We start from the raw sequence: 19,696 nt of genomic DNA on the forward strand, positions 1-19,696 counted from the left end.
GTCCTTAATGTGTCAGGGTTGCCTGGTCTACCGGGGTTTGTTGCGCCGGAGCGGCAGTCGGAAGATATTGTTGTTCAGCGCTAACCGCCCACTGCTGGTAGCGGCGGTAAAGCTGTTCAAAACGTTGAGCCTGCTCTGGTCGAGGTTGCAGCGTGTTTTCCACGGCGCTTGCCATCTGTTGCTGAGCGGCTGGGATATCGGTGTGTACTTTCGCGGCAACGGCGGCAAAGATAGCCGCACCGAGTGCGCAGCACTGGTCTGAAGCGACAATCTGTAGCGGACGGTTGAGCACGTCACAACAGGCCTGCATGATGACCGGGTTTTTACGGGCGATGCCGCCTAGCGCCATTACGTTGTTAACCGCAATGCCTTGTTCGGTGAAGCATTCCATGATGGCGCGTGCACCAAAGGCGGTGGCGGCAATCAGACCGCCGAACAGCGCTGGCGCGTCGGTTGCCAGATTCAGATCGGTAATCACTCCTTTCAGACGCTGGTTGGCATTGGGCGTACGGCGACCGTTGAACCAGTCGAGCACCACCGGCAGGTGATCCAGCGACGGATTTCTCGCCCAGGCTTCGGTTAGCGCTGGAAGCAGCTGTTTTTGGCTGGCTTTAATCTGGGTCTTCAGCTCCGGGTGTTGCGTGGCAAGCTGCTCCAGCGGCCAGCTCAGCACACGGCTAAACCAGGCATAGATATCGCCGAACGCGGACTGGCCTGCCTCGAGGCCAATAAAATGCGGCACCACGCTGCCATCAACCTGGCCGCAAATGCCTTTCACCGCGCGCTCGCCGACGCTGTGTTTGTCAGCAATCAGAATGTCGCAGGTCGACGTGCCAATGACTTTCACCAGCGTATTGGGCTGTGCGCCCGCGCCGACCGCGCCCATATGGCAGTCAAAAGCGCCGCCTGCAATCACCACGCTTTCAGGTAGCCCCAGACGCTGCGCCCACTCGGCGCACAGGGTGCCAACCGGCAGGTCGGCTGTGAAGGTATCGGTAAACATCGGGTATTGCAGATGGCGGTTGAGGATGGGGTCGAGTTCGTCAAAGAAACTGGCTGGCGGTAGACCACCCCAGCTTTCATGCCACAGGGATTTATGCCCGGCGCTGCAGCGACCGCGACGAATATCCTGTGGACGTACGGTATTAGAGAGCAGGGCCGGAATCCAGTCACACAGTTCAATCCACGAAACCGCGGCCTCGGCAACCGCGTGGTCCTGACGGGTCACATGCAGGATTTTGGCCCAGAACCATTCGCTGGAATAAATACCGCCGATATAGCGGGAGTAATCGATCTTGCCCGGTGTGTGGCACAGACGGGTAATTTCTTCAGCTTCTTCTACTGAGGTGTGATCTTTCCACAGGACAAACATTGCATTTGGGTTTTCAGCGAACTCCGGACGCAACGCCAGTACGTTGCCGTCGGCATCGATGGGGGCCGGGGTTGAACCGGTGCTGTCAACGCCAATCCCGACCACTTCCGCACGCTGTTTAACGCTCAGTTCGGCCAGCACGGTTTTCAGCGCCGCTTCCATTGATTCAATGTAGTCGCGTGGATGATGGCGAAACTGGTTGTTTGGGCCATCGCAATACTGTCCTTCCTGCCAACGTGGGTACCACTCTACGCTGGTGGCGATTTCTTCACCGGTGGCACATTCCACTGCCAAAGCGCGTACTGAATCACTGCCAAAATCGAGGCCAATTGCAATCGCCATCGTCTTACTCCATCCAAAAATACGGGTATGGATAAACAGTAGTTAGTAGGGATAAAAACCGTCAGGCAGGATTCGCTAATCTTATGGACTAAAATGCTGTGGCATCACAAAGTGTGACGCCGTGCAAATAATCAATGTGGACATTTCTGCCGTAGTTATAGACACTTTTGTTAGCCGATTTTAACGTTGGCGCAGTACATATTTTTTACAAAGTGCTTTTCACAAGCGGGGTTGATGGTCCATTACCGCAAACACAGCGGCCCGCAGGGGCGATGGCAATGATGTCTGGCGTAATATGGACAAATTGTTTCTTAGCAGAACATAGGGAGTATTGAAATTATGGCTGAAACGCAAAACGATCCCCTGCTGCCAGGCTATTCGTTTAACGCGCATTTGGTGGCCGGATTAACCCCCATCGAGGCGAACGGATACCTGGATTTTTTTATCGACAGGCCGCTGGGTATGAAGGGCTATATCCTCAATCTCACTATCCGTGGCGAAGGGGTTATCAATAATCAGGGCAAACAATTTGTCTGTCGGCCTGGCGATATTTTGCTGTTTCCGCCCGGAGAAATTCACCACTACGGACGCCATCCTGATGCCAGCGAGTGGTATCACCAGTGGGTTTACTTTCGCCCACGCGCCTACTGGCAGGAGTGGCTGACCTGGCCGGCCATTTTTGCCCAGACTGGATTCTTTCGTCCGGATGAAGCACATCAGCCGCATTTTAACGAACTGTTTGGGCAGATAATTAACGCCGGGCAGGGAGAAGGTCGCTATTCCGAACTGCTGGCGATTAATTTACTGGAACAGTTATTGCTCCGCCGTATGGAAGCCATTAATGAATCGCTGCATCCCCCCATGGACAACCGCGTGCGCGACGCTTGCCAGTACATCAGCGATCACCTGGCGGACAGTAATTTTGATATTGCCAGCGTCGCACAGCACGTCTGCCTGTCGCCTTCCCGTTTGTCGCATCTGTTCCGTCAGCAGTTGGGTATCAGCGTATTAAGCTGGCGCGAGGATCAGCGTATCAGCCAGGCCAAGCTATTGCTGAGTACCACTCGTATGCCCATTGCTACGGTGGGGCGCAATGTTGGCTTTGACGATCAGCTCTATTTTTCTCGCGTTTTCAAAAAATGTACCGGTGCCAGTCCGAGCGAGTTTCGCGCCGGATGTGAATAAAAAGTGAATGATGTGTCCTGAAAGTTGTCATAACTCGCAATCTATTCAGACAATTGATGGCTTGACGAAGTTGAGACGGGTTATCAAAATCCCTGCTTCGTAAATCTGACGGACACATTATGCAAGCATTGCTGGAACACTTTATTCTTCAGTCCGCCCTGTACTCCCTGATCGCCGTACTGCTGGTGGCCTTTCTGGAGTCACTGGCGCTGGTTGGCCTGATTCTGCCCGGTACCGTGATGATGGCGGGACTGGGGGCGCTGATTGGCAGTGGCGAACTGAACTTCTGGCATGCCTGGCTTGCGGGCATCATTGGTTGCCTGTTAGGGGACTGGATCTCTTTCTGGTTGGGCTGGCGCTTTAAAAAGCCGCTGCACCGTTGGTCGTTCATGAAAAAGAACAAGGCGTTGCTGGATAAAACCGAGCACGCGCTGCATCAGCACAGCATGTTTACCATTCTGGTGGGGCGTTTTGTGGGACCGACGCGTCCGCTGGTGCCAATGGTGGCGGGCATGCTGGATCTGCCTGTCGCTAAATTTATCGTCCCGAATATTATTGGTTGCATACTGTGGCCGCCGTTCTACTTCCTGCCGGGGATCCTGGCGGGGGCGGCAATTGATATTCCTTCTGAGATGCAGAGCGGGGATTTCAAATGGTTGCTGCTGGCGACGGCGCTGTTGCTATGGGTAGGGGGCTGGTTATGCTGGCGACTGTGGCGTAGCGGCAAAGCGGCAGTCGATCGCTTAACCGCGTATTTCCCCCGCAGCCGTTTACTGTATCTGGCGCCGTTGACGCTTGGGATCGGCGTGGTTGCGCTGGTGGCGTTACTGCGCCATCCGCTGATGCCGGTGTATATTGATATTCTGCGTAAAGTCGTGGGGTTCTGACGATTCTTTTGCCGGATGGCGCTGACGCTTATCCGGCCTACACAATCAATCACTCGGCTTTGATGCCCAAGAGCGTCGAGGCGCTGGCCTGACCGCTTAATAACTCATCCGTTTTGCCCTGCCAGGCGATGCGCCCGTCGGCGACCACAATCGAACGGGACGCAATTCGCGCCGCATCTTCTACGCTGTGGGATACCATCAGCAACGTAAGCTGTTTATCGCGACAGACCTCGGCAACCAGCGTTAACATCTCCTGGCGCAGGGCGGGATCGAGCGCAGAGAACGGTTCATCAAGCAGCAAAATGGGTTGTTCCCGCACCAGGCAACGCGCCAGCGCTACGCGCTGTCGCTGACCGCCGGAAAGCTCACCGGGGAGGCGCTCCAGCAGTGAGTCGATCCCCATTTGCTGGGCGATGTGATGCATTTTCTCCCGCTGCGATGCATTCAGCTTCAATCCCGGGTTAAGGCCCAGGCCGATGTTTTGTTGCACGCTCAGGTGGCTGAACAGGTTATTTTCCTGAAACAGCATCGAAACGGGGCGACGTGAGGGAGGCGTGGCGGTGTGATCTTCACCTTCAATCAACATGGTACCGCTGGCAGGCGTGAGAAAGCCGGCGATCAGATTCAGCAGCGTACTTTTCCCGGCGCCGCTGGGCCCGAGGATCGCGACCTGCTCACCGCGTGCGATCGACAGCGTAAAGCGCATCGGCAAATGGTGATAAAGCCATGTGATATCAATCAGTTTTAACATTTCGACCCGGCAATTTCTCAATAACGGTAAACAGCGTAAAGCACAGGATCAGCAGCAATAACGCCGTAACTGCGCCATCCTGACTGCGATAAGAGCCAATCTGCTGATATAAATAAAACGGCAGGGTGCGGAAATCCTCATTACCAAATAGCGCGACCACGCCAAAATCGCCAATCGACAGCACGCAGGCAAAAGCCATCGCCTGCGCCAGCGGGCGCTTCAGGGCGCGCAGTTCAACCACTTTCAGGCGCGACCATCCCTCAATTCCCAACGACTGGCACAACATACTGTAGCGGGTGGTGACGTCCCGCATTGGGTTTTCCAGCACCTTCAGCGCGTAAGGGATCGCCATCAGCGCATTGGTAAAAATGACAATCCCGTCGGCTGATTCGGGGAGTCCAATGGTGTTATTGAGCAGCAGAAAGAAGCCGGTTGCCAGCACGATGCCCGGCATCGCGAGGATCATCATGCCGCTAAGTTCCAGCATCTGACCTGCCAGCACCTGCTGTCGGGCACGCAGTTCACGACTGCTCCATAACAGCATCATGGTGAGAACTACGCACAACGCACCTGCCGCCAGCGCAATGCGCAGCGAGGTTCCCAGTGCGTGCCACAATACAGGTTGCTTAAGAACATCCAGCATATGGCGGTTAAAACCATCGACAATTACCGCCAGCAGCGGCGGCAGCAGTAGCAGCAGGGCCAGAATAATCAGCAGTGCGTCTGCCAGGCGGCTGTGCAGACGATCGTCGGGATCGCGCCAGCCCTGAACCAGCGTGGTACCGGGGGCGATGGCGCGGCTCAGACGTTGGCTGAAGAGCACCAGCGCTAAACAACAAACCATCTGGATCAACGCCAGCATGGCGGCGCGGGCGGGATCGTAATCAAAGTTCAGCGCCTGATAAATCGCCAGCTCGATGGTAGTGGCCTGCGGTCCACCGCCCAGCGACAAAACGGTGGCGAAGCTGGCGAAACAGAGCATAAAGATGAGCGCCGCGACGGGAAGGATTTGCCGACGCAGCCACGGCCATTCAACAAAGCGGAAGAAATGCCAGCCGCGCAGACCCAACTGAGCGGCTAACTGTCGCTGTTCGCCGGGAATATTCTCCAGCGACTGCAACAGCAGACGACTGGCCATCGGCAGATTGAAAAAGACGTGCGCCAGCAGAATGCCCTGCAGACCGTACGGCGAAAACGTCCATTCCAGCCCGAATGTATGCCAGATCGAGGCCAACCAGCCCTGACGACCGTACACGCTAAGAATACCGAAGACCGCGACCAGCACTGGCAGGATTAACGTCATCGCGCACAGGCGCAGCAGCGCCAGTCGTCCTGGAAAACGGCGGCGATAGAGCGCTCTGGCAAGGAAAATCGCCGGGATGACCGACAGCACTGCGGATAAAAAAGCCTGCCAGAAAGAAAAGCGCACCACGTGCCACAGGTAGTCGTCTTGCCACAGTGAGAGCCACTCCCCCCGTGGGGCGTTAAACCACAGCGCCAGAAACGCGGCCAGGGCAACGGCCACCATCAGCGTGGCGGCGGTAAGCCCCGGAACCAGCCAGCCGGGAATTAACGGCTGACGGCGCGTTGCCATTCGCTAATCCATGCCTGGCGTTGAGCCGCAACCTGCTGCGGCGTAAATTCCAGCGCGGTGGCTGGCTTATTCAGTTGCTCGAATCCAGACGGTAGGGCGACCTGGGTTACCGGATACATCCAGTTGCCGGTCGGAATCGCATTCTGGAAGGCTGGAGACACCATAAACTTGAGGAATTTCTCGGCCAGTTCCGGCTGTTTGCTGGCCGCAGTACGGGCGGCGACTTCTACCTGCAAATAGTGGCCTTCGCTAAAGTTGGCTGCGGCGTAGTTGTCTTTTTTCTCGGCGATGATGTGATAGGCCGGAGAGGTGGTGTAGCTGAGTACCAGGTCGCTTTCGCCTTTCAGGAACAGGCCGTAGGCTTCACTCCAGCCCTTGGTGACCGTGACGGTTTTTGCCGAAAGCGCGCGCCAGGCCTCCGGCGCCTTATCGCCATAGACTTTCTGCATCCATAGCAGCAGGCCTAGCCCCGGCGTGCTGGTACGCGGGTCCTGATAAATGACGCGCCATTTTTGATCGCTCTCTACCAGTTCTTTCAGGCTTTTGGGCGGATTCTTCAGCTTGTTCTTATCATAAACGAAGGCGAAATAGCCGTAATCAAACGGAACGAAGGTATCGTTTTTCCAGCCGCCGGGCACGTTTACGGCTTCACTTGCTACACCGCTTTTGGCAAACAGTTTAGTTTGGGTGGCGGCTTCCAGAAGGTTGTTATCGAGGCCCAGTACGACGTCAGCTTTACTGTTTTTTCCTTCCATGCGCAGGCGGTTAAGCAGCGAGACACCATCTTCCAGCGCGACCAGTTTCAGTTCACAGTTGCAGTCAGCTTCAAAGGCTTTTTTTATTGTCGGGCCCGGGCCCCAGTCAGCTGCGAACGAGTCGTAGGTATATACGGTCAGTACAGGTTTGGCGAAAGCAGGCGCTGCGCACAGCAGTAAAAGCGGAAGACATTTTTTAAACACTTTGCACCTCATAAAGTTGGGTGGCAAAGGACTTGAGTTGCAGCCTCAAATCCCTTCGCCGGCATTATCCGGATCAGGTTCGACGGGTATCTCTCAGCCCATACACTTCATCATTCACGCTGCCTCTGTGTTGGCTGCGTTACTCGGCCCATCTCCGGGCCTCGCCCCTTCGGGGCCGCTGCAAGCAGCGTTCAAATCTGCTCCCGGCAGATTTGTCGCTCACCCCAGTCACATAGTTATCTATGCTCCTGGGGACTCACTCGCTTGCCGCCTTGATGCAGCGTGAATGATTTTGTGTATGTTTTTATTTAGCACCCCGTTGAGAACGGCGTTAGTGTAATGATTTTGTTGCTATGCGGCAATCAAGAGCCGGATCTAAGGATCCGGTGGTGCAAACCACGCTGATTTAAAATCAAACCAGCCGAGGGTGTTCATGCGTAATCCGCGCATACTGCGCTGTCCTTGAATGATCAGCCAGTGGTGGATCAGCGGCACAATGGCCTTTGTGGCGAGCAGCTGTTGGCACCATGCAGCCAGGCTCATTTCGCCCGTTCGCCAGCGGGCCGCATCGTTTTCCCAGTCCCGCGAGATACAGTTTTGCAGCAACGGGACTTCGCACAAATGGGCGAACAGCGAGAAATCCAGCGGTAGGGTAAAGTTGGCGCTGTTGAGCCAGATATCGCTGACGATTTCACCCGCATGCCATTGATCGTAGTCGATCTCCTGAATATTTAACTGTACCTGATGCTCTGCCAGCAACGTCTTCATGATCTGCGCGATAATCCGATGTTCGATGTGATCGCGATAGTAGGTGATCGTCAGCGTTTCCAGTCCGGCGGGTTTTTCACCATGGCCGGGTTTGGCATGGTGCCAGCGGGGGAGCAAACCGTAGGCGGGAAACCACAGTCGCTGGAACTGTTCGTCGGCGTGGCAGATGAGATGGGTTGGCGAAAGAACGCGGCTAACCCAATCGCGAACCTCCTGATTAGCGCCACGGTGGGTGCGCGCATCAAACAGCAGGTAGTAGCATCCTTCCTCGAGGCGGCTTTCGATCGCCTTTTCATCCTCCGTGGGGCCTTTTAGCGTCAACCCACCGCCAGGCTCTTCGCCGATATCGGGTAACACCCAAACGTTAACTTCGTCGATCAGCGCCCGGTAGCCAAAATAATCATCAAATGCATGAATTTTCAGTTGGTTATTGGTATTGCGCATCACCGCATAGGGACCAGTGCCAATTGGGTGGCTGGAGAAGTTGCTGAGCGTCTCCCATTCTCGCGGCAGGATCATGGCGGGGACTTGCCCCAATAGCCAGGGAAGCCAGCGGTCGGGTTGGGCGAGATGGATATCCAGCGTCCAGGCCGTGGGAGAAACGATCTGCGTGATGTGCGAGTACAGCGGCAGGGCGTTAATGCGCATCAGCGAGGTGATGACATCTTCCATTTCCAGTTCGCGGCCATGATGAAAATGAATCCCCGGACGCAGGAAGAATCGCCAGTGTAAAGGTGAAATCTGCTGCCAGTGATGGGCGATGTCCGCTTCCAGTTCCCCATTTTCCTCATTTACCCGAATTAAGGCGCTGAAGATTTGCCGGGCGATATGAGTTTCTGAACGGCGTAGCGCCGTACCGGGAAGCAGGTTGTGCATGGGACGATAATAGAGAACGCGCATGATGTGCCGCCCCTGGCGAAAACTGCGCCCCAAGTGAGAAACCAGCATCTGTCGTACGGCCGTTTTGTCACCGACCAACTGCACCAGTTGATCGATGCGATCCTGTTCCAGCAGGTCTTCTGCCCGCTGCTGCTGGAGTGCCAGCCCGGTATAGAGGAAAGTCAGGCGCGAGCGTTTACCTCGCCCCACTTCGGCTTCCCACGTTAACCAGCCGCGTTCCTGCATGGTATTGAGCAGGGTACGCATATGGCGGCGCGAACAACTCAGCAGCTCCGCCAGTTCGTTCAGCGTCGTGTCTTGCGTTTTGCCGTCACAGCATTGCCACAGACGGATGAACTGTTGTTGCAGACGACCAGAAGACATAAAAGGGGAACTCCTGCGAAAAACTCAGCAATTTTATTATCCCTATATTAAGCCAATAATAGATTCCGATGAAGCGATGAGACAACGAAGGGGTCATCTATGCGTCAGTTCTGGTTGAAATACTTTACCGCGACGGAAAAATCGTCCTGGTTGGCTTGCCTGAGCGCACCGCAGCGCTTAAAGATGCTCGAAGAACTGATGCAGTGGGAGGTGACAGCCTGACTCCTGAATTGGGAATTGCAGACATCATGTGTGACTGAGTATTGGTGTTAATCGCCGCGCCAGCAGATAATCACTGCTGGCTTTTTTTGTTTCTGCTGCGCTAAAAGGAACTGTAATGCTCTGGATTATGACCATGGGACGGCGCCTCAACGGCGTTTACGCGGCATTTATGCTGGTCGCTTTTATGATGGGCGTAGCAGGTGCATTGCAGGCACCCACGCTGAGCTTGTTCCTGAGCCGTGAAGTCGGGGCGCAGCCGTTTTGGGTCGGGCTGTTTTATACCGTCAATGCGATTGTCGGGATCGTTGTCAGCCTTGGCCTCGCGAAACGATCCGACAGCCAGGGCGACAGGCGCAAGCTGATCATGTTTTGCTGCCTGATGGCAATTGGAAACGCGCTGCTGTTTGCGTTTAATCGCCACTATCTCACGCTTATCACCTGCGGTGTACTGCTGGCCTCGCTGGCGAATACCGCCATGCCGCAACTGTTTGCGCTGGCGCGGGAATACGCTGATAACTCCGCGCGTGAAGTGGTGATGTTTAGCTCGGTGATGCGTGCGCAGCTTTCGCTGGCCTGGGTAATTGGACCGCCGCTGGCCTTCATGCTGGCGCTGAATTACGGCTTTACGGCGATGTTTTCCATTGCCGCAGGGATTTTCGCCATTAGCCTGGTGCTGATTGCGCTGATACTGCCGTCAGTCACACGGGTGGAGCAACCTGTTGACGTACCGCTGGAACAGACCGGTGGTTGGCAGGACAAAAATGTGCGCATGTTGTTTATTGCCTCCACGCTGATGTGGACCTGCAATACCATGTACATCATCGATATGCCGCTGTGGATAAGCCTTGAGCTGGGGTTACCGGACAAGCTGGCCGGTATCCTGATGGGGACGGCGGCTGGGCTGGAAATTCCGGCGATGATCCTGGCGGGCTACTATGTGAAGCGCTTTGGCAAACGGCGAATGATGATCGCGGCCGTCGCGGCGGGCGTACTGTTTTATCTTGGTTTGATCTTCTTTCACAGCCGCACGGCGCTGCTGGTGCTGCAATTATTTAATGCAGTATTTATCGGTATCATCGCCGGGATAGGAATGCTGTGGTTTCAGGATCTTATGCCCGGGCGTGCGGGGTCAGCGACCACATTATTTACCAACAGTATTTCAACGGGGGTCATTCTCGCGGGAGTGATTCAGGGGGCTATTGCGCAAAGCTACGGTCACTTTGCCGTCTATTGGGTGATTGCGGCGATTTCTGTGGTCACGCTGGTGATGACCGGGCGGGTAAAGGACGTTTGATTTTTGGAGTGCCGGATGCGCTGCGCTTATCCGGCACCACAAGGACTAGCGCATAAACGCTGGCTGCTTGTCTTCGTACTCGGTGATGGCTGCTTCATGCTGCAGCGTCAGCCCGATGCTGTCCAGACCGTTCAGCATGCAGTGGCGGCGGAAGTCGTCGATTTTAAAGCTGTAGGACTTATCGCCCGCTTTCACCACCTGCGCTTGCAGATCCACTTCAAATTTAATGCCCGGATTGGCTTTCACCAGGGCGAACATTTCATCTACCTGCGCGTCGCTCAGGGTCACCGGCAGCAGTTGGTTATTGAAGCTGTTGCCGTAGAAGATGTCGGCGAAGCTTGGCGCGATCACTACTTTAAAGCCGTAATCGGTCAGCGCCCATGGCGCATGTTCACGGGAAGAGCCGCAGCCAAAGTTTTCCCGCGCCAGCAGAATTGACGCGCCTTTATATTCCGGGAAGTTCAGTACGAACTCTGGGTTAGGCTGTTGCCCTTTTTCATCCAGAAAACGCCAGTCGTTAAACAGATGAGCGCCAAAACCGGTGCGCGTAACCTTCTGCAAAAACTGTTTGGGAATAATCGCGTCGGTATCCACGTTGGCGGCATCCAGTGGGACAACCAGGCCGGTATGTTGGGTAAATTTCTCTGCCATGGTAGTTTCCTTATTTGATGCTGCGAATGTCGGCAAAATGACCGGTAACGGCGGCAGCGGCGGCCATGGCCGGGCTGACTAAGTGCGTGCGACCACCGCGGCCCTGGCGGCCTTCAAAGTTACGGTTGCTGGTGGATGCACAGCGCTCGCCTGGGTTCAGGCGGTCATTGTTCATGGCCAGACACATGGAACAGCCCGGTAAACGCCATTCAAACCCGGCTTCGATGAAGATCTTGTCCAGACCTTCCGCTTCAGCCTGCGCTTTCACCGGACCAGAACCCGGCACAACCAGCGCCTGTACGCCTGGCGCAACTTTGCGCCCTTTGGCGATTTGGGCCGCAGCGCGTAAATCTTCAATACGCGAGTTGGTACAGGAACCGATAAACACTTTATCAATAGCCACTTCTGTTAACGGAATACCCGGTTTCAGCCCCATATATGCCAGCGCTTTTTCAGCCGATGCGCGCTCAACGGGATCGGAAAATGACGCCGGGTCGGGAATATTATCGTTCACCGAGATGACCTGACCCGGGTTCGTACCCCAAGTGACCTGCGGTGCGATTTCTTCTGCCTGCAGGGTAACGACGGTATCAAACGTCGCGTTGTCGTCGGTTTTCAGCGTTTTCCAGTACGCAACCGCGTTGGTAAAATTCTCACCCTTCGGTGCGTGTAAACGCCCCTGCACATAGTTAAAGGTGGTTTCATCCGGTGCGACCAGACCCGCTTTGGCGCCCATTTCAATGGCCATGTTGCACAGGGTCATACGGCCTTCCATGCTCAGCGCACGGATGGCTTCGCCACAAAATTCAACGACGTGTCCGGTACCGCCTGCACTACCGGTTTTACCGATAATCGCCAGCACGATATCTTTGGCGGTAATGCCAGGTGCTGCTGTGCCGCTAACTTCAATCTTCATGGTTTTGGCACGCCCCTGTTTCAGGGTCTGCGTCGCCAGAACGTGTTCAACTTCAGAGGTGCCAATACCAAAGGCCAGCGCGCCAAACGCGCCGTGTGTGGCGGTGTGGGAGTCGCCGCAAACGATGGTCATACCCGGCAACGTTACGCCTTGCTCAGGCCCCATCACGTGAACGATCCCCTGGTACGGGTGGTTCAGGTCGTACAGTTCGACGCCAAACTCATTGCAGTTTTTGATCAATTCCTGCATCTGAATGCGCGCCATTTCGCCGGAAGCGTTAATGTCTTTGGTTTGCGTGGAGACGTTATGGTCCATGGTGGCAAAGGTTTTACCCGGCTGGCGCACCTGACGGCCATGCGCACGCAGGCCATCAAACGCCTGCGGAGAGGTCACTTCATGCACCAGATGTCTGTCGATATACAACAGCGGGGTTTCGTTATGCGCTTCGTAGACGACGTGCGCATCGAACAATTTTTCGTATAACGTTTTGGCCATGATTACACCCCTTCTGCGACGTAACGGGCAATAATGTCACCCATTTCATCGGTACCGACTGCGGCAGCGCCACGGGCTAAGTCACCGGTGCGAATGCCTTCTTCTAATGCGCGGTTGATGGCGCTCTCAATTGCGGTTGCCGCATCATTGGCGTCCAGGCTGTAGCGCAGCAGCAGCGCCAGCGAAAGGATTTGGGCGATAGGGTTAGCAATGTTTTTCCCGGCGATGTCTGGAGCGGAGCCGCCAGCGGGCTCGTACAGACCAAAGCCCTGCTCATTCAGGCTGGCGGACGGTAACATCCCCATTGATCCGGTAATCATGGCGCATTCGTCAGACAGAATGTCGCCAAACAGGTTGGAGCACAGCAGCACGTCGAACTGGGATGGATCTTTGATCAACTGCATCGTCGCGTTGTCGATGTACATATGCGCCAGCTCAACGTCCGGATATTCATTAGCAATTTCATTGACGATTTGGCGCCACAGAATAGACGTTTGCAGTACGTTGGCTTTATCAATCGACGTGACTTTGCGGCGACGCTGGCGAGCAGATTCAAACGCGATACGTGCGATACGCTCGATCTCGAAACGGTGATAAACCTCGGTATCAAAGGCTTTTTCATGTTGTCCGCTGCCTTCGCGGCCTTTTGGCTGACCGAAGTAGATACCGCCGGTCAGTTCGCGCACGCACAGGATGTCGAAACCGTTCGCGGCAATATCTGCGCGCAGAGGGCAAAATGCTTCCAGCCCCTGGTACAGCTTAGCCGGGCGCAGGTTGCTGAATAATTTGAAGTGTTTACGCAACGGCAGCAGCGCGCCGCGTTCAGGCTGCTGATTGGGTGGCAGATTTTCCCATTTCGGACCGCCAACGGAGCCAAACAGAATGGCGTCAGCTTGCTCACAGCCTTCAACCGTCGCTGGCGGCAGCGGCTGACCATGGTTATCGATAGCGGCACCCCCCACGTCGTAGTGGCTGGTGGTAATGCGCATGTTAAAACGGTTGCGGATTGCGTCCAGTACCTTCAGGGCTTGCGCCATCACTTCCGGGCCAATACCGTCGCCCGGCAAAACAGCAATATGATAATTCTTCGACATCACACGGTTTCCTTGTTGTTCTCGTTGTTCTGAGCTTTGCGTTGCAATTCTTTTTCGACTTCTTCGGCGCGCCAAATGTTGTTCAGCACATGAACCATCGCTTTCGCGGACGATTCGACGATATCTGTTGCCAGACCGACGCCGTGGAAGCGGCGACCGTTATAATTAGCAACGATATCCACCTGGCCCAGCGCATCTTTACCGTGCCCTTTGGCGGTCAGGCTGTATTTCACCAGTTCGATGTTGTACTCGGTCACACGGTTGATGGCCTGATAAATGGCATCGACCGGACCGTTACCGTTCGCCGCTTCGGCTTTGACTTCTTCACCGCAGGCCAGCTTGACGGAGGCGGTGGCGATGTCATTTGAGCCGGACTGCACGCTGAAGTAATCCAGACGGAAATGCTCCGGCTCTTCCTGCTGTTTATTAATAAAGGCCAGCGCTTCCAGGTCGTAATCAAATACCTGACCCTTTTTATCCGCCAGCTTCAGGAATGCGTCGTACAGGTTGTCCAGGTTGTATTCGTTCTCTTTATATCCCATCTCGTCCATACGGTGTTTCACCGCGGCGCGTCCGGAACGGGAAGTCAGGTTCAACTGCACCTGGTTCAGACCGATGGATTCAGGCGTCATGATTTCGTAGTTTTCACGATTTTTCAGTACGCCGTCCTGATGGATGCCAGAGGAGTGGGCAAAGGCGCCGCTACCGACAATGGCTTTGTTGGCCGGAATGGGCATGTTGCAGATTTGGCTGACTAACTGACTGGTACGCCAGATTTCCTGGTGATTAATGCGGGTCTGTACGTTCAGGATATCTTTGCGCACTTTGATCGCCATGATCACTTCTTCCAGTGAGCAGTTACCGGCGCGTTCGCCGATACCGTTCATCGCGCCTTCCACCTGGCGAGCGCCGGCGTGGACGGCCGCCAACGCGTTGCCAACGCCCAGACCTAAATCATCATGGGTGTGCACGGAGATGATGGCTTTATCGATATTCGGTACGCGTTCATACAGACCAGAAATGATTGCTCCGAATTCGAAAGGCATGGTGTAGCCAACGGTATCGGGGATATTGATGGTTTTGGCTCCCGCATTAATCGCGGCTTCGACCACGCGGGCCAGATCGGCAATAGGGGTACGGCCAGCATCCTCGCATGAGAACTCCACGTCATCCGTATAATTACGCGCACGCTTCACCATGTAGACTGCTCGCTCGATCACTTCATCCAACGTGCTGCGCAATTTCGTCGCGATATGCATCGGCGAGGTGGCGATGAACGTATGAATGCGGAAAGCCTCAGCGACCTTCAGAGATTCTGCGGCAACGTCGATATCTTTTTCTACGCAGCGGGCTAAGGCGCAAACGCGGCTGTTCTTAACCTGACGAGCGATGGTTTGTACGGACTCAAAGTCACCCGGTGAAGAGACCGGAAAACCGACCTCCATCACGTCAACGCCCATACGCTCGAGGGCCAGCGCAATCTGCAGTTTTTCTTTCACACTCAGGCTCGCCTGTAACGCCTGTTCACCGTCACGTAAGGTGGTATCGAAAATAATGACTTGCTGGCTCATGGTTTAGGTCCTTGGTCTTTAGGGCGCCTTGCTTCGAGCATAAAAAAACCCGCGCAACGGCGCGGGTTTTTTGTCTTAACTGGAGCTGACTTAATGCTGAATGTCGTCCACCAGTCTACCGCGCAATGAGAATGCGTTTAGTAGTAGTAGACCGATAAAACGAGCAATGTAAGTCATCAATCAAGCTCCAGGCGAATGCGATATGCTTTTAGTGGTACTGGATATGAAGACTGATGTCAACCCCATTCCCTGCAAATGCTCCCGTTAAGGGGGGGAAGTTTATGATAAACTTAAGCGAATTGTGCTGAATTTCTCAGGGTATATTAAATTAATCATCTGATCGTTGAACATGTTTTTCACGGTTTGACATATTTAAGCATATTTATTTGCATTTATGGTCACGAAGAACTGAAGATAACGCCTCGTTTGGGATTCCATATCTTTATGATTTATCAGAATTTATAGCTATTCTGAATGGATTGAATCAATGTGCCACCCTATAATTGATAAATTAATGTTAACTTTTAATGTGTTAATAATAGAAATGTTTAATTAAAACTTAAAAACGTATTCACTGTGCGCATGATTGTGTATTCGCCACGCTTATGGTTATATTGTTTTCGAAATTTAAACATATGAATCATCGCGCAGTGACATCTGCCACACTACGTTTGTAGTGTTTTTTTGTACATTTAGATTTGTGCCTTTATGTTTTCCTAATTTTAATGTTTTTCCTTTTTCTTATTTTATATGCATGGTAAATCATATTAACGGAGATTATTTCTGCACTCCGTCTGGGAAAAGGGAGTTTAGAGTGACAGTGGAGTTAAATATGCCAGAAGTAAAAATAATAGATAAATCTAATCTCATAGAGATGGGGAAGCCACAGCTTCGCATGGTTGATCTTAATTTATTAACTGTTTTTGATGCGGTGATGCAGGAACAAAATATTACGCGTGCTGCACATACGCTGGGGATGTCGCAACCCGCTGTCAGTAATGCGGTCGCACGCCTGAAAGTCATGTTTAACGATGAGCTTTTTGTTCGTTATGGCCGTGGAATCCAGCCGACAGCAAGAGCCTTCCAGCTGTTTGGCTCCGTTCGTCAGGCTTTACAATTAGTGCAGAATGAACTGCCTGGTTCCGGCTTTGAACCTACCAGCAGCGAGCGTGTATTCAATCTTTGCGTATGCAGTCCATTGGATAATATTCTTACTTCGTTGATTTATAATCGGGTTGAGCAAGTCGCACCGAACATCAATGTCGTTTTTAAATCCTCACTAAATCTAAATACCGAGCACCAATTACGTTATCAGGAAACTGAGTTTGTTATTAGCTATGAAGAATTCCGTCGTCCGGAATTTACCAGTGTTCCGTTATTCAATGACGAAATGGTGTTAGTGGCAAGTAAAAAACATCCGCGCATTAGTGGCCCATTGCTGGAAAGCAATCTCTATCATGAACAGCATGCCGTGGTTTCGCTTGATCGCTTCGCCTCATTCAGCCAGCCGTGGTATGACACACCGGATAAACAATCCTGCGTGGCTTATCAGGGAATGGCATTAATCAGCGTGCTTAATATTGTGTCGCAAACGCACCTGGTCTCTATTGCGCCGCGTTGGTTGGCGGAAGAGTTCGCCGATTCTTTAGAACTGCAGATATTGCCTTTACCTTTAAAATTGAATAGCCGCACATGTTATCTTTCCTGGCATGAGGCTGCGGGGCGCGATAAAGGACATCAATGGATGGAAGAACTGTTGGTCTCCGTCTGTAAGAAGTAGCCGCTGGCAGAATAAATCGGGGAATACATCTGGTTTATTCTGCTTTTATCTTTATATCTAAAATTTTGTGCTGAACTCGACTTTTTACGTATGTCCGAAAGTGTAAAAAAATAGACTAATTGCTGTAAGTCCCCATTTTTAAGCGATTATTTATCATATCAATTGCTTATGCTGGTTTAATTCTCCATTTATTCAATTCTTACCTCCGTTTTATTCTTATTTACTCCAGTGCCACCCCTTCGGAGTCAATTGCCATGCGTCATCGTCAGCGGTTAATGTGTTGTTAAACCGTAATTCATTATAAGAGTGAGGCAAGCCATGGAGATGTTGTCTGGAGCCGAGATGGTCGTCCGATCGCTTATCGATCAGGGTGTGAAGCAGGTATTCGGTTATCCCGGGGGGGCCGTCCTCGATATTTATGATGCATTGCATACGGTCGGCGGTATTGATCATGTGTTAGTCCGTCATGAGCAAGCCGCGGTACATATGGCTGATGGCCTGGCGCGTGCCACAGGAGAAGTGGGCGTCGTTTTGGTCACTTCCGGACCAGGAGCAACCAATGCGATCACCGGGATTGCAACGGCATATATGGATTCCATTCCGCTGGTGATCCTCTCTGGCCAGGTCGCCACTTCCCTGATTGGCTACGATGCCTTCCAGGAGTGCGACATGGTGGGTATATCCCGCCCGGTGGTAAAACACAGTTTTCTGGTTAAACAAACGGAAGATATCCCGCAGGTGCTGAAAAAAGCCTTCTGGCTGGCGGCAAGCGGTCGTCCGGGGCCGGTGGTGGTGGATTTGCCGAAAGATATTCTGAATCCGGCGAAAAAACTGCCTTATAGCTGGCCGGAGTCGGTGAGTATGCGTTCGTATAACCCGACAACGACCGGGCACAAAGGACAGATAAAACGTGCTTTGCAGACGCTGGTCGCGGCGAAGAAACCGGTTGTCTATGTTGGTGGTGGCGCGGTGAATGCCGCCTGTCACGAACAACTGGGGCAAATTGCCGAAGCACTTAATCTGCCGGTTGTCTCCTCGCTGATGGGGTTAGGCGCGTTTCCGGCCACGCATCGCCAGGCGCTGGGAATGTTGGGCATGCATGGTACTTACGAAGCGAATATGACCATGCATCATTCTGATGTGATCTTTGCCGTCGGCGTTCGTTTTGACGATCGAACGACCAATAACCTGGCAAAATATTGCCCGAATGCGACCGTGCTGCATATCGACATCGATCCGACCTCTATTTCAAAAACCGTCACTGCGGATATTCCGATTGTGGGCGATGCTCGCCTGGTGCTGGATCAGATGCTTGAACTGCTGCCGCAGGAGAAATCGCAGCAGCCGCTGGATGATAACCGTGACTGGTGGCAACAGATCGAACACTGGCGCGCTCGTCAGTGCCTGAAATACGACACGCAAAGTGAAAGTATTAAACCGCAGGCGGTGATTGAAACCATCTGGCGTCTGACGAAAGGGGATGCATACGTGACCTCTGACGTTGGCCAGCATCAAATGTTTGCCGCACTTTACTATCCGTTCGATAAACCACGCCGCTGGATTAACTCAGGCGGCCTCGGCACCATGGGATTCGGTTTACCCGCGGCGTTAGGGGTGAAAATGGCGCTGCCGGATGAAACGGTGGTGTGCGTTACCGGGGATGGCAGCATTCAGATGAACATCCAGGAACTGTCGACGGCGCTGCAATATGAGCTACCGGTACTGGTGCTCAACCTTAACAACCGCTATCTCGGCATGGTCAAACAGTGGCAGGACATGATTTACTCCGGGCGTCACTCCCAGTCTTACATGCAGTCGCTACCCGATTTTGTGCGCCTTGCTGAAGCTTATGGGCATATCGGTATCCAGATTAATCATCCAGGCGAACTGGAGAGCAAGCTGGGCGAAGCGCTGGAACATGTGCGTAATCATCGCCTGGTGTTTGTTGATGTCACCGTCGACGGCAGTGAGCATGTCTACCCGATGCAGATTCGTGGGGGCGGGATGGACGAAATGTGGTTAAGTAAAACGGAGAGGACCTGATTATGCGCCGGATATTATCAGTATTGCTGGAAAACGAGTCGGGTGCATTGTCACGTGTGATTGGCCTCTTCGCCCAGCGCGGATACAACATTGAAAGCCTGACCGTCGCGCCGACTGACGACCCGACCTTATCGCGGATGACGATTCAAACGGTTGGGGATGAGAAAGTCCTGGAGCAGATCGAAAAGCAGCTACACAAACTGGTGGATGTTCTGCGCGTCAGCGAACTGGGGCAGGGCGCCCACGTTGAACGAGAAATCATGCTGGTGAAAATCCAGGCCAGCGGCTATGGCCGGGAAGAGGTGAAACGCAACACGGAGATATTCCGTGGGCAAATCATCGATGTTACGCCGTCGATCTACACCGTACAGCTGGCGGGCACCAGCGATAAGCTGGATGCGTTTCTGGCAACGCTACGGGAAGTCGCCAAAATCGTGGAAGTAGCCCGTTCCGGCGTGGTGGGGCTTTCCCGCGGCGATAAAATTATGCGCTAACGCTTACCTGACCTA

The 19,696-nt window shown here is 53.5% G+C and carries 17 protein-coding genes; 7 read left to right on the plus strand and 10 right to left on the minus strand.

Annotated elements, in window-relative coordinates; all coding sequences use genetic code 11:
* Nucleotides 1-4: 4 nt before the first annotated feature.
* Entirely contained in the window at nucleotides 5-1,714 is a 1,710-nt protein-coding gene (araB, locus tag OGV65_RS01530; protein ID WP_286454524.1) for a ribulokinase, read from the minus strand.
* 339 nt (nucleotides 1,715-2,053) lie between these two features.
* Here araB and araC point away from each other — a divergent pair, with 339 nt between their 5' ends.
* Entirely contained in the window at nucleotides 2,054-2,899 is an 846-nt protein-coding gene (gene araC, locus OGV65_RS01535; RefSeq protein WP_003018834.1) for an arabinose operon transcriptional regulator AraC, read from the plus strand.
* Between the two features lie 119 nt (nucleotides 2,900-3,018).
* Nucleotides 3,019-3,786: a DedA family protein gene (locus OGV65_RS01540; RefSeq protein ID WP_286454525.1), complete on the plus strand. Its 768-nt coding sequence runs from the start codon at nucleotides 3,019-3,021 to the stop codon at nucleotides 3,784-3,786.
* Nucleotides 3,787-3,835: 49 nt separating this feature from the next.
* Here the strand turns inward: OGV65_RS01540 and thiQ are convergent, their stop codons facing one another.
* The 4 genes from thiQ to sgrR form a co-directional block, all read right to left on the minus strand.
* The gene (gene thiQ / locus OGV65_RS01545) at nucleotides 3,836-4,537 is read right to left on the minus strand and encodes a thiamine ABC transporter ATP-binding protein ThiQ (protein WP_016151677.1); all 702 of its coding nucleotides are present in this window, start codon (nucleotides 4,535-4,537) and stop codon (nucleotides 3,836-3,838) included.
* Nucleotides 4,521-6,131 carry a thiamine/thiamine pyrophosphate ABC transporter permease ThiP gene (gene thiP, locus OGV65_RS01550; protein WP_286454526.1) on the minus strand — a complete coding sequence of 537 codons (1,611 nt, stop codon included), beginning with the start codon at nucleotides 6,129-6,131 and terminating at the stop codon, nucleotides 4,521-4,523. The genes thiQ and thiP overlap by 17 nt, the downstream gene beginning before the upstream one ends.
* Nucleotides 6,107-7,090 carry a thiamine ABC transporter substrate binding subunit gene (thiB, locus tag OGV65_RS01555; RefSeq protein WP_016151679.1) on the minus strand — a complete coding sequence of 328 codons (984 nt, stop codon included), beginning with the start codon at nucleotides 7,088-7,090 and terminating at the stop codon, nucleotides 6,107-6,109. Before thiB ends, thiP begins: the two co-directional genes overlap by 25 nt.
* A 375-nt stretch (nucleotides 7,091-7,465) precedes the next feature.
* Complete coding sequence (gene sgrR, locus OGV65_RS01560) at nucleotides 7,466-9,121, minus strand: HTH-type transcriptional regulator SgrR (RefSeq protein WP_016155682.1); 1,656 nt, start codon at nucleotides 9,119-9,121, stop codon at nucleotides 7,466-7,468.
* 99 nt (nucleotides 9,122-9,220) lie between these two features.
* On the opposite strand from sgrR, the gene sgrT reads away from it, so the two are divergent.
* Entirely contained in the window at nucleotides 9,221-9,343 is a 123-nt protein-coding gene (gene sgrT, locus OGV65_RS01565) for a glucose uptake inhibitor SgrT (RefSeq protein WP_016151681.1), read from the plus strand.
* A gap of 115 nt (nucleotides 9,344-9,458) precedes the next feature.
* Nucleotides 9,459-10,637 carry a sugar efflux transporter gene (locus OGV65_RS01570; RefSeq protein ID WP_200046639.1) on the plus strand — a complete coding sequence of 393 codons (1,179 nt, stop codon included), beginning with the start codon at nucleotides 9,459-9,461 and terminating at the stop codon, nucleotides 10,635-10,637.
* 45 nt (nucleotides 10,638-10,682) lie between these two features.
* Here OGV65_RS01570 and leuD read toward each other — a convergent pair whose 3' ends face one another.
* From leuD to leuL, 5 genes are all read right to left on the minus strand, one after another.
* Complete coding sequence (gene leuD, locus OGV65_RS01575; RefSeq protein WP_016155684.1) at nucleotides 10,683-11,288, minus strand: 3-isopropylmalate dehydratase small subunit; 606 nt, start codon at nucleotides 11,286-11,288, stop codon at nucleotides 10,683-10,685.
* Nucleotides 11,289-11,298: 10 nt separating this feature from the next.
* Nucleotides 11,299-12,699, minus strand: coding sequence for a 3-isopropylmalate dehydratase large subunit (leuC, locus tag OGV65_RS01580; protein ID WP_286454527.1), 1,401 nt, complete (start codon nucleotides 12,697-12,699; stop codon nucleotides 11,299-11,301).
* Nucleotides 12,700-12,701: 2 nt separating this feature from the next.
* A complete protein-coding gene (gene leuB / locus OGV65_RS01585; protein ID WP_016155686.1) occupies nucleotides 12,702-13,793 on the minus strand; it encodes a 3-isopropylmalate dehydrogenase in 1,092 nt (363 codons plus the stop codon).
* The gene (gene leuA / locus OGV65_RS01590; protein ID WP_016151686.1) at nucleotides 13,793-15,364 is read right to left on the minus strand and encodes a 2-isopropylmalate synthase; all 1,572 of its coding nucleotides are present in this window, start codon (nucleotides 15,362-15,364) and stop codon (nucleotides 13,793-13,795) included. Before leuA ends, leuB begins: the two co-directional genes overlap by 1 nt.
* Nucleotides 15,365-15,454: 90 nt before the next feature.
* Nucleotides 15,455-15,541 carry a leu operon leader peptide gene (gene leuL, locus OGV65_RS25375; protein WP_049269161.1) on the minus strand — a complete coding sequence of 29 codons (87 nt, stop codon included), beginning with the start codon at nucleotides 15,539-15,541 and terminating at the stop codon, nucleotides 15,455-15,457.
* Between the two features lie 655 nt (nucleotides 15,542-16,196).
* On the opposite strand from leuL, the gene leuO reads away from it, so the two are divergent.
* From leuO to ilvN, 3 genes are all read left to right on the plus strand, one after another.
* Nucleotides 16,197-17,144 carry a transcriptional regulator LeuO gene (gene leuO, locus OGV65_RS01595; RefSeq protein ID WP_016151687.1) on the plus strand — a complete coding sequence of 316 codons (948 nt, stop codon included), beginning with the start codon at nucleotides 16,197-16,199 and terminating at the stop codon, nucleotides 17,142-17,144.
* A gap of 318 nt (nucleotides 17,145-17,462) precedes the next feature.
* Nucleotides 17,463-19,187, plus strand: coding sequence for an acetolactate synthase 3 large subunit (ilvI, locus tag OGV65_RS01600; protein WP_016151688.1), 1,725 nt, complete (start codon nucleotides 17,463-17,465; stop codon nucleotides 19,185-19,187).
* 2 nt (nucleotides 19,188-19,189) lie between these two features.
* The gene (gene ilvN / locus OGV65_RS01605) at nucleotides 19,190-19,681 is read left to right on the plus strand and encodes an acetolactate synthase small subunit (RefSeq protein ID WP_003829566.1); all 492 of its coding nucleotides are present in this window, start codon (nucleotides 19,190-19,192) and stop codon (nucleotides 19,679-19,681) included.
* Nucleotides 19,682-19,696: the final 15 nt, after the last annotated feature.

It is taken from the genome of Citrobacter sp. Cb004, from assembly GCF_030337065.1.
In the GTDB taxonomy this organism is placed as follows: Bacteria; Pseudomonadota; Gammaproteobacteria; order Enterobacterales; family Enterobacteriaceae; genus Citrobacter; species Citrobacter braakii.